Source organism: Mammaliicoccus sp. JADD-157, from assembly GCF_049310805.1.
Lineage (GTDB): Bacteria > Bacillota > Bacilli > Staphylococcales > Staphylococcaceae > Mammaliicoccus > Mammaliicoccus lentus.
On sequence record NZ_JBMOVZ010000005.1, the window covers coordinates 11726 to 34263 of the forward strand.

The 22538-nt window shown below is 30.8% G+C and carries 24 protein-coding genes; 18 read left to right on the top strand and 6 right to left on the bottom strand.

The window, feature by feature from the left end; genetic code table 11:
- Window positions 1-9: 9 nt before the first annotated feature.
- Both ACO6VN_RS12450 and ACO6VN_RS12455 read right to left on the bottom strand, forming a co-directional pair.
- Complete coding sequence (locus ACO6VN_RS12450) at window positions 10-1614, bottom strand: amidohydrolase (RefSeq protein WP_216683866.1); 1605 nt, start codon at window positions 1612-1614, stop codon at window positions 10-12.
- Entirely contained in the window at window positions 1607-3043 is a 1437-nt protein-coding gene (locus ACO6VN_RS12455; RefSeq protein ID WP_016998497.1) for a sodium:solute symporter family protein, read from the bottom strand. The genes ACO6VN_RS12450 and ACO6VN_RS12455 overlap by 8 nt, the downstream gene beginning before the upstream one ends.
- A gap of 243 nt (window positions 3044-3286) precedes the next feature.
- On the opposite strand from ACO6VN_RS12455, the gene ACO6VN_RS12460 reads away from it, so the two are divergent.
- The 5 genes from ACO6VN_RS12460 to ACO6VN_RS12480 all read left to right on the top strand — a co-directional run bounded on the left by ACO6VN_RS12460 (window position 3287) and on the right by ACO6VN_RS12480 (window position 7076).
- Window positions 3287-3901: a DedA family protein gene (locus ACO6VN_RS12460; protein WP_135022354.1), complete on the top strand. Its 615-nt coding sequence runs from the start codon at window positions 3287-3289 to the stop codon at window positions 3899-3901.
- 18 nt (window positions 3902-3919) lie between these two features.
- Window positions 3920-4372, top strand: coding sequence for a GNAT family N-acetyltransferase (locus tag ACO6VN_RS12465; protein WP_194201438.1), 453 nt, complete (start codon window positions 3920-3922; stop codon window positions 4370-4372).
- 146 nt (window positions 4373-4518) lie between these two features.
- Complete coding sequence (locus ACO6VN_RS12470) at window positions 4519-5298, top strand: ABC transporter ATP-binding protein (protein WP_147640843.1); 780 nt, start codon at window positions 4519-4521, stop codon at window positions 5296-5298.
- A gap of 64 nt (window positions 5299-5362) precedes the next feature.
- On the top strand, window positions 5363-6217 hold the full coding sequence (locus ACO6VN_RS12475; RefSeq protein ID WP_194201440.1) for an HAD family hydrolase: 855 nt from the start codon (window positions 5363-5365) through the stop codon (window positions 6215-6217).
- A 199-nt stretch (window positions 6218-6416) separates the two neighbouring features.
- Window positions 6417-7076 (top strand): haloacid dehalogenase type II, encoded by a 660-nt coding sequence (locus tag ACO6VN_RS12480; protein ID WP_194201441.1) that lies wholly within the window; start codon window positions 6417-6419, stop codon window positions 7074-7076.
- 59 nt (window positions 7077-7135) lie between these two features.
- Here ACO6VN_RS12480 and ACO6VN_RS12485 read toward each other — a convergent pair whose 3' ends face one another.
- A complete protein-coding gene (locus ACO6VN_RS12485) occupies window positions 7136-8083 on the bottom strand; it encodes a hypothetical protein (protein ID WP_422404757.1) in 948 nt (315 codons plus the stop codon).
- Between the two features lie 180 nt (window positions 8084-8263).
- On the opposite strand from ACO6VN_RS12485, the gene ACO6VN_RS12490 reads away from it, so the two are divergent.
- The 3 genes from ACO6VN_RS12490 to ACO6VN_RS12500 are packed head-to-tail and all read left to right on the top strand — an operon-like array spanning window position 8264 to window position 10210.
- Window positions 8264-8797, top strand: coding sequence for a CHAP domain-containing protein (locus ACO6VN_RS12490; protein ID WP_194201442.1), 534 nt, complete (start codon window positions 8264-8266; stop codon window positions 8795-8797).
- Window positions 8798-8809: 12 nt separating this feature from the next.
- On the top strand, window positions 8810-9451 hold the full coding sequence (locus ACO6VN_RS12495) for an SDR family oxidoreductase (protein WP_194201443.1): 642 nt from the start codon (window positions 8810-8812) through the stop codon (window positions 9449-9451).
- A 24-nt stretch (window positions 9452-9475) separates the two neighbouring features.
- Window positions 9476-10210, top strand: a complete 735-nt coding sequence (locus ACO6VN_RS12500; protein WP_216683868.1) for a metallophosphoesterase family protein — start codon at window positions 9476-9478, stop codon at window positions 10208-10210.
- 57 nt (window positions 10211-10267) lie between these two features.
- Here ACO6VN_RS12500 and ACO6VN_RS12505 read toward each other — a convergent pair whose 3' ends face one another.
- Entirely contained in the window at window positions 10268-11215 is a 948-nt protein-coding gene (locus ACO6VN_RS12505) for a cation diffusion facilitator family transporter (RefSeq protein ID WP_064205086.1), read from the bottom strand.
- 21 nt (window positions 11216-11236) lie between these two features.
- Entirely contained in the window at window positions 11237-11536 is a 300-nt protein-coding gene (locus tag ACO6VN_RS12510) for an ArsR/SmtB family transcription factor (RefSeq protein WP_082892515.1), read from the bottom strand.
- Window positions 11537-11672: 136 nt separating this feature from the next.
- Between ACO6VN_RS12510 and ACO6VN_RS12515 the strand changes: the two genes are divergently transcribed.
- From ACO6VN_RS12515 to ACO6VN_RS12535, 5 genes are all read left to right on the top strand, one after another.
- Entirely contained in the window at window positions 11673-11987 is a 315-nt protein-coding gene (locus ACO6VN_RS12515) for a CHY zinc finger protein (RefSeq protein ID WP_194201445.1), read from the top strand.
- A gap of 111 nt (window positions 11988-12098) precedes the next feature.
- Window positions 12099-12596 (top strand): hypothetical protein, encoded by a 498-nt coding sequence (locus tag ACO6VN_RS12520; RefSeq protein WP_016998483.1) that lies wholly within the window; start codon window positions 12099-12101, stop codon window positions 12594-12596.
- 74 nt (window positions 12597-12670) lie between these two features.
- Window positions 12671-14107 carry an MDR family MFS transporter gene (locus tag ACO6VN_RS12525; protein WP_194201446.1) on the top strand — a complete coding sequence of 479 codons (1437 nt, stop codon included), beginning with the start codon at window positions 12671-12673 and terminating at the stop codon, window positions 14105-14107.
- A 117-nt stretch (window positions 14108-14224) separates the two neighbouring features.
- A complete protein-coding gene (locus ACO6VN_RS12530) occupies window positions 14225-15289 on the top strand; it encodes a hypothetical protein (protein WP_194201447.1) in 1065 nt (354 codons plus the stop codon).
- Window positions 15290-15336: 47 nt separating this feature from the next.
- The gene (locus ACO6VN_RS12535) at window positions 15337-16371 is read left to right on the top strand and encodes an alpha/beta hydrolase (RefSeq protein WP_194201448.1); all 1035 of its coding nucleotides are present in this window, start codon (window positions 15337-15339) and stop codon (window positions 16369-16371) included.
- A 61-nt stretch (window positions 16372-16432) separates the two neighbouring features.
- Here ACO6VN_RS12535 and ACO6VN_RS12540 read toward each other — a convergent pair whose 3' ends face one another.
- Window positions 16433-16936, bottom strand: coding sequence for a GNAT family N-acetyltransferase (locus tag ACO6VN_RS12540; protein ID WP_194201449.1), 504 nt, complete (start codon window positions 16934-16936; stop codon window positions 16433-16435).
- A gap of 120 nt (window positions 16937-17056) precedes the next feature.
- On the opposite strand from ACO6VN_RS12540, the gene ACO6VN_RS12545 reads away from it, so the two are divergent.
- The 5 genes from ACO6VN_RS12545 to ACO6VN_RS12565 all read left to right on the top strand — a co-directional run bounded on the left by ACO6VN_RS12545 (window position 17057) and on the right by ACO6VN_RS12565 (window position 22469).
- Window positions 17057-17980, top strand: coding sequence for an NAD-dependent epimerase/dehydratase family protein (locus tag ACO6VN_RS12545; protein WP_016998478.1), 924 nt, complete (start codon window positions 17057-17059; stop codon window positions 17978-17980).
- Between the two features lie 9 nt (window positions 17981-17989).
- Window positions 17990-18673, top strand: a complete 684-nt coding sequence (locus ACO6VN_RS12550) for a response regulator transcription factor (RefSeq protein WP_016998477.1) — start codon at window positions 17990-17992, stop codon at window positions 18671-18673.
- Between the two features lies 1 nt (window position 18674).
- Window positions 18675-19682 (top strand): sensor histidine kinase, encoded by a 1008-nt coding sequence (locus ACO6VN_RS12555; protein WP_016998476.1) that lies wholly within the window; start codon window positions 18675-18677, stop codon window positions 19680-19682.
- A 104-nt stretch (window positions 19683-19786) separates the two neighbouring features.
- Window positions 19787-20548, top strand: coding sequence for an ABC transporter ATP-binding protein (locus ACO6VN_RS12560; RefSeq protein ID WP_016998475.1), 762 nt, complete (start codon window positions 19787-19789; stop codon window positions 20546-20548).
- A complete protein-coding gene (locus ACO6VN_RS12565) occupies window positions 20538-22469 on the top strand; it encodes an ABC transporter permease (protein ID WP_135021012.1) in 1932 nt (643 codons plus the stop codon). The genes ACO6VN_RS12560 and ACO6VN_RS12565 overlap by 11 nt, the downstream gene beginning before the upstream one ends.
- Window positions 22470-22538 lie beyond the last annotated feature (69 nt).

Here is a 22538-nt window from a genome sequence, read left to right on the forward strand (position 1 = left end):
TTTAATGGGCTATGAGCGTTTATATACTACCTTTCCTCCAATAATCGTATATTGAATCATATCATCATTTAGATCGATTGATTCGTCTAATGGGTTATGATTCAATATTACAAAATCAGCGTTTTTATTAGGCTCAATTGTACCGTTTTGATTTTCGGTATGGTTGAGCTTTGCGCCGTTTATAGTCATTGCTTTTAATGATTCTAGACGTGTTAATTTCAATTCTTCACCTAAAGTACGTCCGCTTTTTGTTTTACGATTACAAGCAATCATTATATTATCTATTGGAGAGATGGGCGTTACAGGACAGTCTGAATGCAACGTATATAACACGCCTAAATCTTCAGCCCATCTTGCAGGATCTATTAGATTTGCCCGATTAGGACCTAAAAATTTTTCATAATGTTGATCACCAAAATAATATATATGATTAGTAAAAAATGAACCAGAAATTTGATTGTTTTTCATAGCCACAATGTCTTCATATTCGCCAGTTTGAATATGTTCAATTCGTGTTTCATGATTATAATTTGGTAAAGACTGTATTTTAGAATAAGCTTTTATAATGGATTTAATAGCAGCATCGCCATTCGCATGCGTTGTTAATGGAAATCCTTTTTCTGCGAACGATGTATATAAACTTTCTAATGTTTCTTGTTTTATAATAATCTCACTCTTTGTATTTTCATTTTTATAGGGTTGTGTGAGTGCTGCTGTATTTATTTGGATTGATCCATCTTGGAAAAATTTAGCGCTATCCAAAGTACATTTTTGGTTTGAAAGTCTTTGTACTTGTTCATTTAATTCTTGATATGTTTTATCTTTGATTCTTTCATCATTTAATAGCAGCTGGTAATCTATCATGATTCTTAAATTAATGTCATTTTCTAATTGTATATATTCATGATAAGCAGATATATCATCTTTACCATGCGCTAGACCAACTGACGCTTCTGAAGCTGTTGTAATACCTTTTTCAATATAATCTTGAGCAGCATTTTTCAGCGCATCAATCATCTCTTCTTTAGATGGTTTCGGTAAATAAGGTAACAGTTTTTCTACTGCTGGTAATTCATAAAGTAAACCGTTTAAGGTACCATCCGTTTTAGAAAAATAGCCACCTTCAGGATTTTCTGTTTCATCATTAATATTTGCTATTTCTAGAGCTTTACTGTTTGCAACCCCCATATGTGCAGAGCTATGACGTAAGTAAATAGGGTGTTCAGTTGAAACTTCATCGAGTTCTTGCTTCGTAATATGTCGTTCTTCATCAAGCTCTAGTTCGTTGTAACCTTGACCAACTATCCATTCCCCTGAATCCTTTTTAGGTAATTGTTGTTTCAATGCTTTTTTAATGTCTGAAATATTTTTAACTATTTCAGGCCTTACATCTACTAATTCTTTAAATAAGCCATAAAGTAATAAATGACTATGTGTATCAATAAAACCAGGTATAATAAATTGTTCTTTACCATCTAATGTTTCAACATTTTGATTACTGATAGATGTATTAATTTCTTTAATCTTTCCATCTTTAATTAATATATTACTTTTATAAGGTTTAGGATTAACCATGTCTATAATATTAACGTTTTTAATCATTAAGTTACTCATAATAATCCTCCAAATTCGGGTTGTCTAATTTTTCAAAATAAGCAGCTTGAATCGTTTCTAACTTATCGTGTTTAGTTAGTAAACTTGTGCCTACTAATAAAATAAATGAAATTATAAATCCAAATATTGCATGATCAATAGGTAAATTAAATAAAGGATATAATAAGACAAGTATTGCTGTTCCTATCATACTTACCATAACGCCAATTTTCGTTACACCTTTCCAGAACATTACTGCAATAAATGGTATGACAAGTATAGTAGATGTTAATCTTAAAGCCCATTGGTATGTAGTGGCGATATCACTTACAGTATAAGCAAATAAACAAGCCAATATTGTTATGATTGCAACTGAAATTCTCGAAAATACTAACATTTTTCTGCTGCTAGCATTTTTATTAATAAATGTTTGATAAAAATCAATTGTCAGGTTACTGCTACCTTGTAAAATAAATGATGTTGCTCCTGTCATTAAAGCAGCTAATAAACCTAAGAATACAAGTCCTCCTAGTGGGCTAGATAATAATAAATCTGTTACATATGAAAAGACTAAGTCAGGGTGCATATCAAGCGGAACAAATTGTCTTGCTGCTAAGCCAATAATAAAAGGTAAAATAGAAATGAAACCTGAAATTACAAACCCTAAGGCATTTGCTGAAACAGCTACATTTTCGCTTTTTGCAGCAAAGATTCTCTGCCAAATAGATTGCCATACTAAATAAAATGGCCCGACTGATAATGCATAAAGTAAGACTTCCCCATAACCATCTGGTCCTGAAATACTTAAAAGTTTAGAACTACTGTTTTCAAAAAGTGTTGAAAGTCCTCCAACATGAACTACCGTAACAACCGCAAGAATAACGACACCAATAATAATGATGATTGATTGAATAGCATCAGTTAACATAGTTGCTGGTAATCCTCCGATTACAGTGAATATTAAGATGACGACAAATGATATAAATATACCTAATGAAACATTCATATCAAAAGTAATATTAAAGACAGTAGACATACCGACCATTTGTAGAGCCGTTGTCGGTACTGAATATATAAACGCAGATAGTATGGAAGGCACTACTCCTGCTTTACCACCAAATCTTTTAGTAAATAAATCTGCTAAAGTAATGAGCTTTTGCCTTCTAAGTGGCCTGGCAAATCCTAAGATTAATATTAATGAAAATAAAATCGCTACAAAAGCGAATTTCCAATAACCTGATAACCCAACTGTAAAACCGAGTCCTACCCAACCGATGAATACTGCGGCTCCACAAAATGTACTTATAATTGTCCCCGTAATTTGCCAAAACCCAGTGTTCCAACCACCGATTAAGTAATCCTCATAAGTTTTGATTTTTTTGAAATAATAATATGCTATTGCAAGCATAAATATGAAATAAACTATAAAGTAAGTTGCATACCAACCCAAATTCATCACTCTCCTTTAAAATGTTATAATAAGAGTATAAAGTAAATTATTGAATATTTCTAATTAATCTGAAAATTTTAAATAACAATCGTTAATTAAATGTTCATACTAAAGTCCGACACTAACACACTTGTAATGTTATATAATGGAGTTTAAGTTTTATTTTTAATTTTTTGAATTTATGGTTTATGTTTTATGTAATACGGTAATAAATTATTGAAAACAACTTAAAGGAGTCTATTAATGGAGAGTTGGATAACAAGTGTAATGGAACAGTTTGGCTATTTCGGTATAGCCTTATTAATATTAGTTGAGAATGTATTTCCACCTATACCATCTGAAGTCATTTTAACCTTTGGAGGGTTTATGACGACTAAATCCGAATTATCTATATTTGGTGTGGTCGTAGCATCGACGATTGGTTCTGTAGGTGGAGCGGTCATATTATATTGGATTGGTCGTATTCTCAACGTTGAACGTCTTGAACGAATCATTGAAAAATGGGGAAAGTATCTAAGATTAACAAAAGAAGATGTTAGAAAAGCTGATGCTTGGTTTGATAAATATGGACCTTGGACAGTATTTTTCTGTAGGTTTATTCCACTTATTAGAAGTTTAATATCTATCCCAGCCGGTATGAGTGGTATGAATCAATGGCTGTTTTTAGTATTAACGACGTTAGGTACATTAATATGGAACTTAGTACTTGTTCTAGTCGGAGCAAAAGTAGGGAATAATTGGCACCAAATTGTAAATTATATGGATGTTTATTCAAATATTATGTACGCAGTTATTGCAGTAAGTGCGGTAATTTTTATAATTTGGTTTATAAAAAGGAAAAAAACTTCTACTAAATAAAAACTGTAGGTGAATGTGATGATCCAAACATGCAAATTGTTAACTGATAAGCATTATGAGTTGCTTTCATTAGCAGATGATAATCAAAAAGCAATAAATGATTATACTTCACGTGGAGAAGTATTTGCATTTGTTAAAGAAGGACAACCAGTAGGTATTATAGTTGGATTATTAACGAGGCCAAATACATTAGAACTTGTAAACTTAGCTGTGGATAAACATTATCAACATCAAGGTATAGGTAAACAGTTAATAAATTATATTATTGAAGTAGCTAAAAACTTAGATTGTCACACTGTTACTGTTGGTACTGGTAATTCAGGGATTGGGCAATTAAAGCTATATCAACAAGCAGGCTTTAGAATGAAGTCCATTGATATTGATTACTTTATAAAATATTATGATGAGCCCATTTATGAGAATGGCATACAGTGCAAAGATATGGTTCGGTTAGAATTAGAATTAGAATAGAAAATTATAATCAAGGAGTCTGAGACAGTTAGTTATGTTTTAGACTCCTTCTTTTATGAGAGTTTTGTTAAAATCCTGGTCTTTAACATCAAAGTAATTTCATGTACAATGAGTGAATATTATGAAAACTTTGAGGGGATGACAAAATGTTACTTGATTTAAAAAATATCAACTGGATACGTGAAGGTAATTACATATTAAAAGATATTTCTTGGGAAATAAACGATGGGGATCATTGGGTGTTGTATGGTTTAAATGGAGCAGGTAAATCTACTATATTAGATATTATAAATGCTTATACAGCGCCATCGTCTGGCGAATTTGAAATATTAGATATGAAACAAGGCAAACCAGGTTACTCAGCGGATAATATTCGAAAGCAAATCGGTTATGTCTCACAATCGTTATTTAAAAAAATGCGTCAAGAAGATAATGCTTTTACAACTGTTATTAGCGGAGCGTATGCTTCAATTGGTGTATACGAGGATCCTACAGATGAGATTAGAAATAAAGCTGAAGAAATTTGTGCGATGCTAGGTATTACACCATATATAAATAGAAGATTTAGTACATTATCTCAAGGTGAACAAACACGTGTGTTAATTGGTAGAGCTTTAATGTCAGAACCTAGGTTACTTATTTTAGACGAACCGACTAACGGCTTAGATTTTGTTGCAAGAGAGGATTTATTAGAAAGAATTGGAAATATCGGTCAAGATAAAAATGGTCCGACAATGATTTATGTAACGCATCATTTAGAAGAGGTATTGCCAGTGTTCAAACATATATTGTTGCTGAAAGAAGGACAAGTATTTGCTTCAGGGGGGATTGAATCAGTTGTTAATTCAGAAACTATGAGTGATTTATTCAATATAGAAGTAGATGTAACTTTTAAAAGTGGACGTCCAATTTTATCTAAAGTCTAAAAAATTGATTAAATAAATCTTCCGTGAAATAATAATAATGGAAATAAACTTTGGAGGATTATACATGACAACGCAAGTAGTTTTTTTAGACATGGACGGTACGATTTTAAATGAAGATAATAGAGTAACAAATTACACAACTCATATTATTAAAGAGGTACGTAATAAAGGTGTGAAAGTCTTTCTAGCAACCGGTCGCGCATATGACGAGATACACTATCTTGTGCCAGATGATTTTGAAGTAGATGGTATTTTATCTTCAAATGGAGCAGTTGGTTATATTGATGGTGAAGAAATATTTAAATATCAGTTAGAAATGGATACAGTACATAAATTAATTGATTTAGCTGAAGAACACCAAATATATTATGAGTTATTCCCTTATCATAAAGATAGAATAGCTTTAAATCGTGATAAAGCATTATTAGTTTTAGAACTTGAGCAGTCAGATGATGCAGATGTAGAAATTAATGAATGGAAATCGAGATTAGAAGCAATGAAAGATAAAATCACTTGGGTAGATGAAATACCAAATGATGCCTATTCTAAAATCTACTTCTTCAAAAAGTATCACACTGATATCGATAGATGGGAAAAAGTAGTTGAACCTTTAAAAGAAACTTTAAATATATCAATATCAAATTCAACACCTTGTAATTTAGAAACAATGCCTAAAGGCGTTAATAAAGCGACAGCTATTCAAAAAGTTTTAACGCATTTCGAAATAGAAGAAGATGCTATAACTTACGCTATTGGTGATAGTGACAATGACAGACAAATGTTAGAACATGTAGATAATCCTATCGTAATGAAAAATGCACCAGATCATATTAAGCTACTAGGTAAAGAAGTAACACAATTATCTAACCTCGAAAATGGTGCAGCAGAATTTTTAAAACTTAAATTTTTATCTGAATAAAACATAAGAATCTCATACAAAAGTAATTCTCCTAATCTGTTAGTTTAAAAATAACGGGTTAGGAGAATTACTTTGGTTAGAAGTCATATTTTAGCCGTGTAATTTACGTAGATGTAAGTAGTGCACAATTTATTTGGAGCGATTGAAATAATAATGTTCGGATATATTAATAATAGTACTCGTTTGAAGGAGTGATACTATGATTAAAGCGATAGTATTTGATATATATGGAACGTTATTTGATATCGATAGTGTTAAAAATAAGTGTGAGAAGTTATTTCCGGGCAACGGAGAAAAAATCGCAAAAGCTTGGCGACAAAAGTTAATTGAATATATTCACGTAAGACAATTAGTAAATCAATATAAACCTTTTAGTCTCGTAGTAAAAGACTCACTTGAGTATGTATTAGATAGAAATGAATATGATTACGATTCAGAAGATGTATCTGAATGTGTAAACGAATATAATAATCTAGAAGCTTTTCCTGAAACTGAACAAGTTTTAAATCAGTTAGAGAATATAGATAAGATTGTATTTAGCAATGGAAATGAAGAGATGGTATTAACTGTTTTAGAACATGCACATATAGAAGATAAATTTAAACATATTGTAGCTTTAGAAGAAATAGGACTTTATAAGCCAGATTCAAACAGTTATAAATATTTATATGAAAAATTAGATTTAAACAAAGAAGATATTTTATTTGTTTCTTCTAATAAATGGGATATTATTGGTGCCCAGAATTTTGGATATAAGACAGCATGGATTAATAGATATTTAACGGAGTTTGAACATATCGATGTTGAACCTGACTATGAATACCAGACTTTATACGGTTTAATTTCTTTAATAAAATAATGAAAAAAACTGAGAATCATCCAAATTAAAGGTTTGATTCTCAGTTTTTTATTAATCATTTATTCATCAGGTTGATCATTTTGTGGGTATAGTGCATTTTTATTTTTATGATAGAAGTTCATTGCACTTCCGTACATGATATAACTCATAGCTATTAAATAAACAAATGCGAAAATATAAGCGAAAATGCCAAGTAATATTTTTAGTACGTCAGGAAGTAATGATATTATAAGCGCGGTAATAACTGCGATTATAGCGAGTATGATATAAGCAACAATGAAATATAATACATTACTAAATAGTAATTTCCACGCACTTTTAGGACCTTTACTTGTGCTGTTCCAACCTATAGATAATTTATTTAGTGTTGGCAGTGATTGTTGGTCAATATGTACAAGAACCGTATTAACTAAGAAAATGACAACATAATAAATTGGTATGTAAAGCGCAAAGATGATTAACATCATAAGTAACATAATAATTAAGAATGATACTGACATAGCACCAAAGTTATTTTCGTTTATAAACGCAGCTGAAGTGCCAAATATCGCGATAAATATCAATTCTACAATAAACACAACGATATATAATACAATTGCTAATGCCACAGAAATGACAAACATAATTGCAGTTAGTTTAAGTGTCTTTACGTATTTACCTTTCTTGAAGAATAATAACAAATCAGAAAATCTTGGCGCACGTCCTAAGTCTGTATCTTTATAATATTTTAAGAACCCATAAGTCATAGGTATTAAGACAAAAACATATAATAATAAACTAACGATAAAACCTATTACCATAGATATTAAAAAAGCTACGATACCTCCGCCTGAAGGCTCGCCAGAGAAATCTTGAGAAGATATCATGCTAATGGCGCCTATTAAAAATATAACACCTGGCACTAACATGATGATACCAAGAACAATTGACGTTAATATTGAAAGTAGAACTGTCTTTAAATGAAGCCCTCGACCATTTCGCCAATAATCTAAATGAAATTCAAACATATTGATCACTCCGTATTCTATTTTATATCAATAGCGTAACATAAAAAGTTTTATAAATGTCATAATATTGTCAAAAATATGGGGGAGATAAAGTTAATATAATTATCATAATAAGCAGTTTGTTTGATATCATATTAAATTACTCATATATTGAGGGTAGATTAAATTTAGGAGTGAGCTATGAAGAAGTTATTTCGTTTCACGATGTTTATTGTTACTTGGGTTATAATCATTACGATGCTTATCTTATTCAAGCAACAAGGTGGCTTCAACTTTGTAACCCAATATGTTGATAATATTCAAAAAGAAATGCGACAAAAAGAAATAGCATCACGAACAGAACAAATTAAACAAAAAGATAAAACTGATGACCGTTCACTAGGTAATTTCTATCAAGAAGGTCAATGTACTTTTTATGTATTTGAAGAGCGTTTAAAAATAGATAAAAGGATTCCAACTTCGTGGGGAGATGCTAAACACTGGGCGGAAAGGGCTAAAAAAGATGGCTTTAAAGTGAATGGTAAGCCAGCAAAAGATTCTATACTGCAAACAGATTATGGTGATTTAGGTCATGTAGCAATCGTAAAAGAAGTACACTCAAATGGTAATATAGTTGTATCAGATATGAACTATGAGAAACCATATGAAGTAACAAAAAGAGTTATTACATCGGATAGATTGCATAATTATCAATTTATCCATGAAAAAATATAAGGAGTGTTTTATATGAATATATTCGTTATAGGTGCAAATGGACAAATCGGTAGATTACTTGTAAAAGATTTAGTAGAAGAAGGTAATCAAGTAACAGCAGGAATAAGAAAAACGAGCCAAGCTAGCTATTTTGAAGAAATAGGTGCTAAAACAGCTTCTCTTGATTTAGAGTATGACGATATTGATGATATTGCTGAAAAAATTAAAGATGCAGATAAAGTTGTCTTCACTGCTGGTTCTGGTGGACACACTGGTGCTGATCAAACAATTATTATTGATTTAGATGGTGCTGTGAAATCAATAGAAGCAAGTAAACGAGCTAGTATTGAACACTTCGTTCTCGTTTCATCATTTGATACAAGACGTTCAGCATTCGAAGGTGATTTAAAACCTTATACAATCGCAAAACATTATGCAGATGATCATTTAAGAAGATCTGAACTACCTTATACAATTGTACATCCTGGCTTATTAACTAATAATGAGGGCACTGGAAAAGTTGAAATAGCAGGAGAAGTTGAACGTGGAGAAGTCCCTCGCCAAGACGTTGCTTCAGTTATACAAGCTGTTTTAAATAACGATGGTACAATTGGAAAAGAATTCCAAGTTGTTACTGGAAATATAGATATAACAGGAGCAGTGAATCAACAATAATAGTGTGATTTAAGGAGATGTATTATGGTTAAATTTGCTATTTTAACAGATATACATGGTAATTATGATGCTTTAGAAGCGGTAATAAAGGATATAGATAGTCGTTCTGATATAGAACACATTTATAATTTAGGTGATAATATCGGAGTTGGTCATAAGACGAATGAAGTATTGGACTTTGTTACAAATCGCAAGGATATGACCAATATTGCTGGAAATCATGATGAAGCAATTATGGCAGTAGCTCATAATGAAACGTATCCTGAAAGTCTTAAAAATAAATTTTACGAACACCATCAATGGATAGTAGAACATCTTGATTCTAAATATTATACTTTTTTAGATCAATTAGACCGAGAAATCACAAAAGAAATAGATGGGCTGAATTTTTACTTTACCCATTATCGTATATTAGAAGAAGATATGGATAAGCATATAAGTGAAGATCCGTTTCAACCAATCGTTGAACCATCTTTAGAACATGTTCATGGCTTATTTAATGGTATAGATGCAGACTTTGTTACATTTGGACACAATCATGTGTTACACCATTTTGATGATATTGAGACGATTTATTTTAACCCTGGTTCAGTAGGTCTTAACAACGGTGCTTATGCCGTGTATGGTATCGTTGAAGTTAAAGATGGTGCAATAAATGTTGAACGTATTAAAGTACCATATGATAACCAAGCATTTTTAGATGGCTTCGAAGAAAAGAACGTTCCAGGAAAAGAATTGATATTTGAATCATTTATTTAAATAAAAAGCCTTCCTTTTAAAGTAGATACTTAAAGGGAAGGCTTTATAATATTTAATTTAATGCACATGTTCAGTTGTTTCCATACAACATAATAATGAATCGTCATGTTGATGATTTGGTGTTTCTAACTGTATTGTCGCATGATGAATAGATTTATGACTTAATTTGTGATTGATTTCTTCTATTATATTGTCACATTCTGAGACAGTTTTTTGACTATCTACAACAGCATGACAACTTAGAGCTGTTAAGTCACTTGTTATTGACCAGATGTGTAAATCATGTATATCTATAATGTCAGGATGTGATTTAATAGTTTCGGTTATTTCGTTAACATCGATGTTTGGCGGCGTACCTTCCATTAAAACGTTGAGTGCTGATTTTGTAACCCCATAGCCACTCTTAATAATAAGAAGTGCCACAATAACACTTGCGATTGGATCGGCTAATCTCCAACCAAATATAATCATAATTAAAGCTGCTGCAATTGCACCGACAGACCCTAATAAATCACCGAGTACATGTATAAAAGCGCCTCTCATATTTAAATTATCTTTCGTGTCAGAACCTTTAAACATTAACCAAGCTATGAATAAGTTCACGATTAAACCTATTGTACTGATTATAAGCATCCCAGTTGATGCCACTTCAGGAGGATTGAAAAACCTTTCAAAAGCTTCGTAAAAAATATATAAACTAATGGCGATTAAAAGTACACCATTAATTAAAGCAGCTAGTATTTCAAACCTGCGATACCCGTAAGTTTTCTTATGATTTGCAACGCGTTCGCCAAATTTAAACGCCATAAGTGCTATAAATAGTGAAATAGCATCACTTAACATATGACCAGCATCTGATAATAGAGCTAAACTATTTGTAATATAACCACCAATTACCTCTACTATCATAAATAAACCAATAATAATAAACGAAATGAGCAATATTTTTTTGTTATTAGTATGCACATGGTTATGTGCATGATCGTGGTGATGATCGTGTGACATAAATTTTACCCCCAAATATATTTAATGTTTAGCATGCTCTATAGCTTGCTTTAGCAGTAAAATCACATGGTCATCATCTATAGAATAATAAATACTTTTTCCTTCGCGATCGAATTTAACCAGTCTTAAATTTTTTAAAAATCTAAGTTGGTGAGAAACAGAAGATTGACTTAAAGAAAGTGTTTCTGCTATACAGCCTACAGAATGACGACCAGTACATAGTAAATGCAATATTTTTACGCGAGTTGGATCGCTTAATGCTTTGAATGTTTGAGAAACTAATAATAATGTTTCTTCATCTAATAAATTAGATTGTGTCATAGTGTACTCCTTTTCATATGAATATGTGTTCATATATAAATATATAACATAAAACATTAAAAGTCAAAGCGTATAAAATTGACAAAGTATACTTTATTATGAGAAGTTTTAAATATTATAAATTGAGGAGGTACACATGGTTAACATACACGGTTTAACTGTTGACGATGAGTCGAGGTGTACACATTACCATACGCCACTTGATATCATAGCAATAAAATTTAAATGCTGTAATAAGTTTTATTCATGTTATAAATGTCATAATGAAAATGAAAATCATGAAATAATAAGATGGGAAAAAGATGAATTTGATGAACATGCAATTTTGTGTGGTGTCTGTAATCAAACATTGTCCATTAATGATTATATGTTAAGTGAGGTATGTCCGCACTGTTCTGCAAGATTTAATCATAGATGCAAATATCACCATCATATTTATTTTAAAATTTAAAATATACCAGTTTTTGAAAGTATTTATAATAAAAACGTGTTATAATATTTTTAACCATAAAATTGAGAGTTAACTTCGATAGATGTTGCATAGAGAGAAGGAGGACATTGAATGAAAGATTTGATTAAAGGTCATATATTAAGTGGCGAATTTGATACTGCATATAGATTGATGTCCGAAGTGGATTTCTTAGAATTTGAAGAACACTTTATTTCAGCAGCTCATGAAGATGAAAGTACAATGTTTTATACTTTTATACTCGATTGCATAAAAAGAGAAGAAACGAATGAATTACACGATTTAGCATTTCTTCTACATGTATATCCATATAGTGATCATGAAGGTGCTTTCCATACAGCTTATTATCATGCAGAGCGTTCTATGATTCTTACAGAACATAAGGAAGTGAAGAGTTTGTTACAGATGCTTTTATTACATGCTATTCCTGAACCTTTGCTGACTGATAAACAAGCTTTTGACTTAAGTAAACAAATTTTAAAATTAGATCCAGAAAATAAAGTAGCAAGAAACATAATGAAAGAAACTGCTAAGCGTATGGATCAAGTTGTAGTTGATTTTTCTCAACTGTCTAAATTCAATAACGCTTAAACCTAGTCAATTGACTAGGTTTATTTTTTATGGCATCATAGGAAAGTTAAAAAAATAAAAATTAGGAGAAAGACATGGATAATAAATTTAAGAGAAGAATCATAATGATAGTGTTCCTAGTGGGAACATTTTTTATGATTTTAAATGAAACACTTTTGAATATAGCATTAAAAGAGCTAATGTCTGTATTTAATGTAGATGCACCAACTGTGCAATGGATGGCAACTGGTTTCATGTTGGTAATGGGTGTGTTAACGCCGTTATCAGCAATCGTTAACCAGTGGTTCCCCACAAGAAAACTATTTTTAGGGTTAGTTGTTATATTCTCAATTGGAACATTAATTGCGGGATTGGCATTGAATTTTCCAATGTTATTAGTCGGAAGAATGGTTCAAGCTGCAGGTACGGGACTTATGATACCTACTGTTATGAACGCCATGCTGATGCTTTATAAAGAAAGTGAACGCGGGAAGATTATGGGTCAATTTGGTTTAGTTATAATGTTTGCTCCAGCATTAGGCCCAACGTTATCGGGAGTTATCGTTGATTACCTAGGTTGGAGATGGTTATTTTTAATTGTTCTTCCATTTATGTTATTTACATTTATATTTGCTTATAAATATTTACAAAATGTAGGAGAGGTTACAAAACCAAAAGTCGATATTGCATCAATTGTAATGTCTACAGTAGGTATTGCTGGTATCATATACAGCGTTTCATCAGTTAGTTCAATTGAAGGTGGTTTTACGAATCCAGCCATCTACATTACGTTGATCGTGGGCGCAATTTCAATCGTTTTATTTGTTTTAAGACAATTTAAACTTGAAGAGCCAGTATTGGATTTAAGAGTATTTAAATATCATAATTATACTAAAGGCGTTATCATATTCGTTGCTGTTATTATGACGATGTTTGCTTCGGAAATTGTAATGCCTATGTATCTACAAGGTCCGATGGGCTTTAGTGCAAAAGTAGCTGGTCTCATTCTATTACCTGGTGCATTGTTAAATGGTTTCCTTTCACCGTTTATGGGAGCTATTTTTGATAAAGTTGGGCCAAGAAAACTAGTTGTACCAGGATTACTTTTATTATTAGGTGTGTCTATTTTTTACGCAAACATTCATCCAGGTATATCGGTATGGGTATTTGTACTTGTTTATATTATATTGATGGTCAGTATATCAGCTGTACTTATGCCTGCTAATACTAATGCTTTAAATGCGTTACCTAAAGAAATGTATCCACACGGAACAGCTGTATCTAATATGCTTCAACCAATAGGTGGAGCATTAGGTATTGCAGTATTTGTGAGTATTATGAACGGTGGGCAAACTGCAGCTTTAGAAGGCATTAAAAACCCTACAACAGAAGATGTAAACCAAGCGATGACTATTGGATTACATCAGTCTTATTGGTTCGCTATTGTATTATTAGCATTAGTTGTAATTGTTGGTTTCACAGTTACAAGAGCTAACTATAGCAAAAGTTTAGAAAGTAAAAGTGAACAATAAATGTAAAAATATAAAACCTCTTACATAAGTAAGAGGTTTTCTTAATCTTAATGAATATTTTAAAAAACAGTGGGTATAAGATTATATGTTGATTCAATTAAATGAGGAGGAACATTTGTGTCAAATGTAAAAGAAGCAACTAAAATTGGTTTTGCCTATGTCGGAGTCGTGGTAGGTGCAGGATTTTCTACTGGTCAAGAAGTCATGAAATTCTTCACTCATTATGGCTTATATGGATACATAGGCGTTATTATTTCAGGGATTATGTTGGCCTTCTTTGGTAGACAAGTCGCGAAAATTGGTACGGCGTTAGATGCTGATGACCATAGCTCAACTATTAATTACTTATTCGGAAAATTCGGTGTCGTGATTGATTATGTATTAATCTTTTTCTTATTTGGTATATCTGTCACGATGATTGCTGGCGCAGGCTCTGCATTTGAAGAAAGTTTCAGCGTCCCAACATGGTTAGGGGCATTAATAATGTGTATTGTTATATATATAACATTATTATTAGATTTTGATAAAATAGTTAAAGCTTTGGGTGTCGTAACACCATTCTTAATCATTGTCATTCTAATTATTGCAGGCTATTTCTTTGTGAATGGCCATGTAAGCATTAGTGATATAAATTCAACTGTAAAACAACCAAGTTTATTATGGGGGATTTTACAAGGATTTATTTACGGTGGTTTAGCATTTTCAGTAGGATTTAGTACTTTAGTCGCTATAGGTGGCGATGCTGATAAACGACAAATTTCAGGTTTAGGTGGAATTATCGGCGGTGTTATTTATTTAGTATTATTAGGTTTAATCAATTCAGGTTTACTATCAGAATACCCAAACATTATTGGAGTAGAAATACCAACTTTAGCCTTAGCTAGAACCATTTCTCCAATAGTTGGTTTAGCATTATCGATTATCATGTTAATGGTAATGTATAACACAATATTAGGGTTAATGTATTCATTTACTGCTAGATTTACAGTGCCTTTTTCTAAACAATATATTGTATTACTTACTATCGCAATGGTAGCAGCTTATGGACTTAGTTTTGTTGGGTTCTCATCACTTATCGATAAATTATATCCAGCTATGGGTGTTATAGGTTTAGTTATCTGTGCGGCTATATTATTTAAGTATATTTTACGAAAAAAAGACAACAAAAAACATATCGCATAAAATTATTGTATATGTTAAACTATCTTCTTACATGAGGAAGTGAACATATGAAAAGAAAGAAACGACGATTGTTTATTTTAATAGTGGCGATCATCGTTGTTATAAGCGGTTTCTATATCTATAACAAATATCAAGAACATAAACAACGTGAAATGCAGTTGCAAGCTCAAAAGGCAAACCAGTTGCTACTTAATAACAAAAAAGTTCAACTTTCACGCGATGTGGCATATGGGCACGAAGCTCCAAATAGCCAAATGGATATAATAACACCATCCAATATTAAAAAAGGTGAAAAATTACCTGTTATTTTTTGGACGCATGGGGGCGGATTTATAGCTGGCGATAAAAGGCATAAAAATCCTTACTTAGCGCAAATTGCAGAGCAGGGATATATTATTGTGAATGTTAATTACGCGTTAGCACCAGCTTCTAGATACCCAACGCCTATACAACAATTAGATCAAGCTACAAAATATACACTCAAAAATAGAAACAAATTTAACATTGATCATAGCCAAATCGTATATGGTGGAGACTCAGCCGGTGCACAGATTGCGAGTCAATATGTTGCACTACAAACAAATCCAAAATTACGACAACAAATGGAAATGAAACCAACAGTTAAACGTAAATACCTTAAAGGCGTTATATTATTCGGTGGTTTATATAATATGCAAACTGTTAGAAGTACGGAATTTCCTAGAATTGATTTATTTATGACAAGTTACACAGGCTCTGAAGAATGGGAAAGAAACTTTTCTCAAATTAATCAATTATCTACAGTTGAACAGATTACAGATAATTATCCTCCTACATTTTTAACAGTAGGGGATGCAGATCCATTTGACCCACAAAATAGAGAATTTAACGATGTACTAAAAAAATATAATGTTCAAACAACAACAACATTCTTTGATGGTACACACGGATTACGTCACCAATATCAATTTCATATGAACTTAAAAGAAGCTAAGAAAAATTATAATAATGTAATGATGTTCTTAGGTGCGAACACTAATAAGTCACCATATGAAAATAATACAAAGCGTGAATCTGAAACTGTTGTAAAAAAAGATAAATAAAAACTAACAGGCTAAGACAAATAATTGTCTTAGCCTGTTAGTTTTATATAGGTGGATGAATTTATAAAAGCTTAGCCATTACAAATTCATCATAATATTTTTCATTAAAATACAAAGTATCTTTTTTTCTACCTTCGTTTTTAAAACCAAACTTCTCATATAAGCGGTAGGCGGGTTCATTTTCTGTAACAACTGTTAGCTCTAATCGATGGAGTTGTCTTTCCATCGCCCAAGACTCAGATTTTTGTAGTAATTTATAGCCGATTCCTTTATTTCTAAATGTTGGTAATAGACCCATTGCTAATTTTGCAGAATGTTGGTTTCTATGTGTACGACCGCCTTGAATAGTAACATAACCGATTAAGACATCATTTAGTTCAGCAACGATTATAGTAGAATTACTTGTAGTAATCATCTCTTCTAAAAATAATGTTTGGTTTTGTATAGAAATTTGATGTTCACCAGGATTGAACAAAAGATATTCTGACTGGTTAATAACGCTATCTAATAATTGGTTGAAATTTTCAACGTCATTTATTCTAATTTCTCGAATGATTTCCTCCATAAAATATCTCCTATTTCTATTTATTATTTATAATCAGTGTTATATTTAGGGTAATTAAAGTTTAAAGTTATAATCAGTATAACATATGTGTAAAGACCGTTAATAAAGGAGTGTTTCAACATGAAACCGAATGTATTAATCTCTGGTGGTTCAGGATATATAGGTAAACATTTAATTCATACTTTAAAAGATATAGGCAATTTATATGCTATTACAAAATATGAAGAAGATATGACTGAAGAAGATGTGTTATGGAGAAAATGCGATATTTTTGTTTTGAAAGATATGATAGAAGCATTAAAAGATATAGATATTGCAATATATTATTTAGATCCAAATAAAAAATCTGCAAAATTAACTCAAAGTAATGCAAGAAATTTAAACATTATAGCTAGCGATAATATGGCAAGAGCATGTAAAGCAAATAATGTTAAACAAATCATATATATTACAGGCTCTCCTTTTGATCAAGAAACAATTCAAACTTTAAAATCATACGGTACAGAAGTTATCGAAACAGAACAATCTATTAAACGACCTGCTGTTTCTATTGAATTGCAAAGGTCGAAATATGATGATGTTAGAAGTGTACATCGTATGCCATTACCGTATTCATGGAATTTAGAACAAGGTATGGAATACTATTTTGAATGGTTAGAAGAAACAAGTGGCACGCTTGTAAGGATTAAACATTACAAAGATACTTATTATATTTATTTTAAGCATAGTAATAAACCATTATTACAATTACAAAGAGAACGTCATGATATTGGTGATGATATAATACAATTTAAAGTAGTAGGCGGCACACTAGCTGTAAATATGTACGAAGATAATGGCATTTTAGAATTTAGACGTTTTAAAGAAACGAATGAATTTATGGTTCATTTATTTAATTATATACCTAGAATTCCTTGGGGGATTTATTATTTATCTCAAGCACCTATTCATAATGTTACATTAAAAGGATTTGAGATTGATTGTAGAATTAAAGATTTTCAATTACGTTCAGAGGCAGGAGAATCAAAAAAATATACTAAGTAGAGGGATAGAATGGAATTATTAATTATAGAAGATGATGAAACACTATTTAAAGCGATGCAAACTCAACTTGAGAAATGGGGTTGGTCTGTTCATGGTATTAATGATTTCAGTTTAGTATTTGAAGAGTATCAAAAAATAGAACCAGAAATGGTTATTATTGATATTCAATTACCTAAATATGATGGATTTTACTGGTGTCGGATGATTAGGCAACAATCTAATGTGCCGATAATATTTTTATCTTCTAGAGACCATCCTATGGACCAAGTCATGAGTATGGAACTAGGTGCAGATGATTTTATACAAAAGCCATTCCACACAGAAGTACTCGTTGCGAAATTACAGGCAATATATAGAAGGGTCTATCAGTATAATAAAGAAGAACCTCGTGTGAAATTATGGAATAAAGCTCGTGTAGATTATGGTAAGCATGTTATAGAAAAAAATGATATTGAAATATCACTTACTAAAAATGAAATGTTTATATTAGAAATTTTACTTAATCATAAAAATGAAATCGTAACAAGAGATACAATTATTACCGCATTGTGGGATGATGAGCAATTTGTTAGTGATAATACTTTAACAGTAAATGTTAATAGACTAAGAAAAAAATTAACGGACATTGGTTTAAATGATTTAATTGAAACAAAAGTAGGCAAGGGTTATATTGCCCACGAGCCGGAGGGATAGGATGCTTAGACAGTTTTTAAAAGAAAGATGGCCGTGGATAATATTTTTTATAGCTATGCAAATTGTGATTCTCATCACTTCTTGGCTTGATGTAGCGATATCTGTAAAAAGTGCTCAATATTTAATATGCGTTAATCTTATTTTATTTGTTATCTTTTTGTTATTAATCTATTCAAGAGAAACAAGGTTTTATCATGCTTTAAAGTCGAATATGTCTCTAAAAGAAATGGAACATAAAGACTTACAACATTCTGCTTATGAAAAAATTATATTTAACTATATTGAAGATTATGAAGAAACGAGTCGTTCAACTATTCATAAACAGAATAAAGAACTTAAGCAAACTAAAAATGATTTATTAGAATGGATTCATGAAGTGAAGACACCTATCACTGCTATGAAATTATTGTTAGATCAAATAGAAGACACAAAGTTAAAGCAAGATTTATTGTATGAGTGGAGTCGTATCGATTACTTACTCGATCAACAATTATACATTAGAAGATTAACTTCTAAATCTAATGACTTTTACTTTGGACACTTTAATCTGAAAAATATGGTCATAAAAGAAATTCAGCATGGTAGAAATATAAGCATTGCCAAAGGTGTCGGTTACGATATAAAAATAGATAATACAGAAGTCTATACTGACGAAAAATGGTGCCGTACCATCTTGAGACAAATTATAAGTAATGCTTTAAAATACACTGAAAATAGTGATATATTGATTAAATCTGGAGAACAACACGGTCAAACTTATTTAGTAATAGAAGATAAAGGTAGAGGTATAAAAGCAAGAGATTTACCAAGAATTTTTGAAAGAGGTTTTACTTCTACAACGAATCAAAGGGAATCAACTGCGACGGGCATGGGATTATATCTTGTGAAAGAAATAGCTGAAGGACTAAGTATAAAAGTGAATGTCAAATCAACATACGGCGAAGGTACAAAAGTCCTTCTCATTTTCCCTAATCCGAATATGTTTACAACAATTGAACTTGCAAAGTGACAATAATGTCACTTTGTAAGTTCAAATTGTATCATGAATCGAAGGATTTAGAAGCGGTAAACGATTAATATTAAACCATAAACAAATTTAAAGGAGTTTTGAAAATGAGCATATTAAAAACCGAACAACTAGTAAAAGTTTATGGTTCTAAAAATAATCAACAAGAAGTTTTAAAACAAATAGATATGTCAGTAGAAAAAGGCGAATTTATTAGCATAATGGGACCTTCTGGTTCTGGTAAAACAACGTTACTTAACGTATTAAGTTCTATCGATTACGCAACTAGTGGACAAATTGAAATCAATGGTAATCAACTACAAAATATGAATAACAGACAGATGTCGAACTTTAGAAAAAAAGAATTAGGTTTTATTTTCCAAGAGTACAATTTATTAAATACGTTAACTGTTCAAGAAAATATTATGTTGCCATTAACAATTCAAAAAATCTCTAAAAAAGAAGCATATAAAAGATACGAAGAAGTTAGTAAAGTATTAGGTATTTTAGATATCCAAAACAAATATCCTAATGAAATCTCAGGTGGTCAAAAGCAAAGAACTTCTGCAGCAAGAGCTTTTATAGCACAACCATCTATAATATTTGCTGATGAACCGACAGGTGCATTAGATTCTAAATCAGCTTCAGATTTACTTAATAAGTTGGATCAACTTAATCAAACAACTGGTGCAACAATCGTAATGGTTACACATGATTCGGTAGCTGCAAGTTATTCTAATCGTGTTATTTTCTTAAAAGATGGTAAAGTTTATTCTGAACTTTATAAAGGAGACGATGATAGAGAAACATTCTATAAAGAAATCATCAAAACACAAAGTGTGTTAGGTGGTGTCGTAAATGAGCTTTAATCAAATCGTCATTAAAAACTTACGACGTAGTATCCAGCATTATAGTATGTATGTTTTTTCAATTACGATGAGCGTCATGTTATTCTTTGGATTTGTAACTTTAAAGTATTCAGATGATTTAAAAGGCCTACAATCTGGCGTTAAGCCAGACGCAGGTATTAAAATTGGAATAACATTATTAACTGTTATTATTGTGATTTTCTTATTATATGCAAACCAATTATTTATAAAAAGAAGATCAAGAGAAATGGGATTATATCAATTAATAGGTATGACTAAACGTGAAGTATTTAAAATATTCGCTTTAGAAAATCTAGTGTTATTTGCACTTACAGTTATTTCAGGTACTATTTTAGGATTTTTCTCATCAAAAATTTTACTTATGATACTTTATAAAATAATTGGAGTAAATCAAGAAGCACATTTAGATTTTAGTATACAAGCACTTTTACAAACTGTAATATTAATGATTGTTATTTACATTATTATATCTATACAAAACTATATTTTCATTAAACGAAAAACAATTTTAACTTTAATGAATGAACATCATGCAACGGATACTAAAATTAAAAAAATAAAATTATACGAGCTTATATTCGGTGCAATAGGTATCATTATGATTATTAGTGGTTATTATTTATCAAGTGTATTATTTGATAATTCTAAGGGTATGATCGATTTATATACAAGAATGTTAACTATACTTTTCTTAACAATAGTAGGTGCTTACTTACTATTTAGATGTTCTATATCTTTAATATTCAATACGATACGTAAGTATAAAAGAGGAATGTTAACTGTTACAGATGTTGTATCAACTTCATCTATTATGCATAAAATGAAAACAAATGCTTTATCTCTTACAATTATCGCAATTGTTTCAGCTTTAGCAGTAGGGCTCTTATCTTTAAGTTACATTTCATATTATAATGCAGCAGAAACTGCTCGTGATACATCACCAGATGACTATATCTTCATTAAAGAAGACAAAGCGAAACAATTTAAAGAAGAACTTAAAAACGAAGGTATTCCATATAAAGTTCATGATTTCCATGTGACGTTCTATAAGTTAGATGATTCAAAAGTATTTAAAGCTAGAAATGATATGGAAGGTCAACAATCTAATTCTCCGACTGTTGTTGCAAAAGCTTCAGATTTTAAAGATATAAATTTAAAAAATGATGAAGTTGCAATAGTTGGTTATAGTGATATGTTAGATAAAGTTGTAACAGTAGATGATAAAGAGCCAATTGTTTATAAGGTAAATAATGAAACGAAAAAATTAAAAGTTAAATCAATTAATAATGATAAATATTTAGCAAGTATAGTTTCATTTAATAGTCCTGTTAATGTTGTTTCAGATGATACATTCAATGAAATGAAAAAGAATGAAGCTAAAAATGATAGTTATAATGATCAATATGGTATTAATTTAAAAAATAAACAAGATATTAAAAAAGCTGAAAGTATATTCGCTAAGGTAGCAAAAGATGAAAATGGCGGTGCTTTATCTTACAATGAAATATATGAAAATTCTAAAAGCACATTAGGTTTAATGTTATTCGTGCTAGGATTCTTAGGAATAGCTTTCTTACTATCAACGGGTTGTATCATATATATTAAACAAATTGATGAAACTGAAGATGAAACTTCAAATTACAAGATTTTAAGAAAGCTTGGTTATACTTCAAGAGATATGTCACGTGGTATAGCATTGAAAATTAGTTTTAACTTTGCATTACCACTTATTATCGGTTTGTGTCATGGTTATTTTGCTGCTAAATCAGGTTGGTTCTTTATGGGAGAATCATTCTACACACCAGTATTAATTGTTATGTCACTATACTCTTTAATATATGTTCTCTTTGGAGTACTTGCTTATATACATTCTAAACGTGTTATACAACGCGCGTTATAAAGGTTTTCAAGACTAATGCTTGCCATTAGTCTTTTTTTATGTTATAAAAAATCAATGTAAACATTGTAT

Excerpts from the sequence above, each read along its gene's own strand:
- ACO6VN_RS12450 (WP_216683866.1), bottom strand. The coding sequence starts at position 1,614 with ATGAGTAACTTAATGATTAAAAACGTTAATATTATAGACATGGTTAAT.
- ACO6VN_RS12460 (WP_135022354.1), top strand. The coding sequence starts at position 3,287 with ATGGAGAGTTGGATAACAAGTGTAATGGAACAGTTTGGCTATTTCGGT.
- ACO6VN_RS12465 (WP_194201438.1), top strand. The coding sequence starts at position 3,920 with ATGATCCAAACATGCAAATTGTTAACTGATAAGCATTATGAGTTGCTT.
- ACO6VN_RS12470 (WP_147640843.1), top strand. The coding sequence starts at position 4,519 with ATGTTACTTGATTTAAAAAATATCAACTGGATACGTGAAGGTAATTAC.
- ACO6VN_RS12475 (WP_194201440.1), top strand. The coding sequence starts at position 5,363 with ATGACAACGCAAGTAGTTTTTTTAGACATGGACGGTACGATTTTAAAT.
- ACO6VN_RS12480 (WP_194201441.1), top strand. The coding sequence starts at position 6,417 with ATGATTAAAGCGATAGTATTTGATATATATGGAACGTTATTTGATATC.
- ACO6VN_RS12485 (WP_422404757.1), bottom strand. The coding sequence starts at position 8,083 with ATGTTTGAATTTCATTTAGATTATTGGCGAAATGGTCGAGGGCTTCAT.
- ACO6VN_RS12490 (WP_194201442.1), top strand. The coding sequence starts at position 8,264 with ATGAAGAAGTTATTTCGTTTCACGATGTTTATTGTTACTTGGGTTATA.
- ACO6VN_RS12495 (WP_194201443.1), top strand. The coding sequence starts at position 8,810 with ATGAATATATTCGTTATAGGTGCAAATGGACAAATCGGTAGATTACTT.
- ACO6VN_RS12500 (WP_216683868.1), top strand. The coding sequence starts at position 9,476 with ATGGTTAAATTTGCTATTTTAACAGATATACATGGTAATTATGATGCT.
- ACO6VN_RS12505 (WP_064205086.1), bottom strand. The coding sequence starts at position 11,215 with ATGTCACACGATCATCACCACGATCATGCACATAACCATGTGCATACT.
- ACO6VN_RS12510 (WP_082892515.1), bottom strand. The coding sequence starts at position 11,536 with ATGACACAATCTAATTTATTAGATGAAGAAACATTATTATTAGTTTCT.
- ACO6VN_RS12515 (WP_194201445.1), top strand. The coding sequence starts at position 11,673 with ATGGTTAACATACACGGTTTAACTGTTGACGATGAGTCGAGGTGTACA.
- ACO6VN_RS12520 (WP_016998483.1), top strand. The coding sequence starts at position 12,099 with ATGAAAGATTTGATTAAAGGTCATATATTAAGTGGCGAATTTGATACT.
- ACO6VN_RS12525 (WP_194201446.1), top strand. The coding sequence starts at position 12,671 with ATGGATAATAAATTTAAGAGAAGAATCATAATGATAGTGTTCCTAGTG.
- ACO6VN_RS12535 (WP_194201448.1), top strand. The coding sequence starts at position 15,337 with ATGAAAAGAAAGAAACGACGATTGTTTATTTTAATAGTGGCGATCATC.
- ACO6VN_RS12540 (WP_194201449.1), bottom strand. The coding sequence starts at position 16,936 with ATGGAGGAAATCATTCGAGAAATTAGAATAAATGACGTTGAAAATTTC.
- ACO6VN_RS12545 (WP_016998478.1), top strand. The coding sequence starts at position 17,057 with ATGAAACCGAATGTATTAATCTCTGGTGGTTCAGGATATATAGGTAAA.
- ACO6VN_RS12550 (WP_016998477.1), top strand. The coding sequence starts at position 17,990 with ATGGAATTATTAATTATAGAAGATGATGAAACACTATTTAAAGCGATG.
- ACO6VN_RS12555 (WP_016998476.1), top strand. The coding sequence starts at position 18,675 with ATGCTTAGACAGTTTTTAAAAGAAAGATGGCCGTGGATAATATTTTTT.
- ACO6VN_RS12560 (WP_016998475.1), top strand. The coding sequence starts at position 19,787 with ATGAGCATATTAAAAACCGAACAACTAGTAAAAGTTTATGGTTCTAAA.
- ACO6VN_RS12565 (WP_135021012.1), top strand. The coding sequence starts at position 20,538 with ATGAGCTTTAATCAAATCGTCATTAAAAACTTACGACGTAGTATCCAG.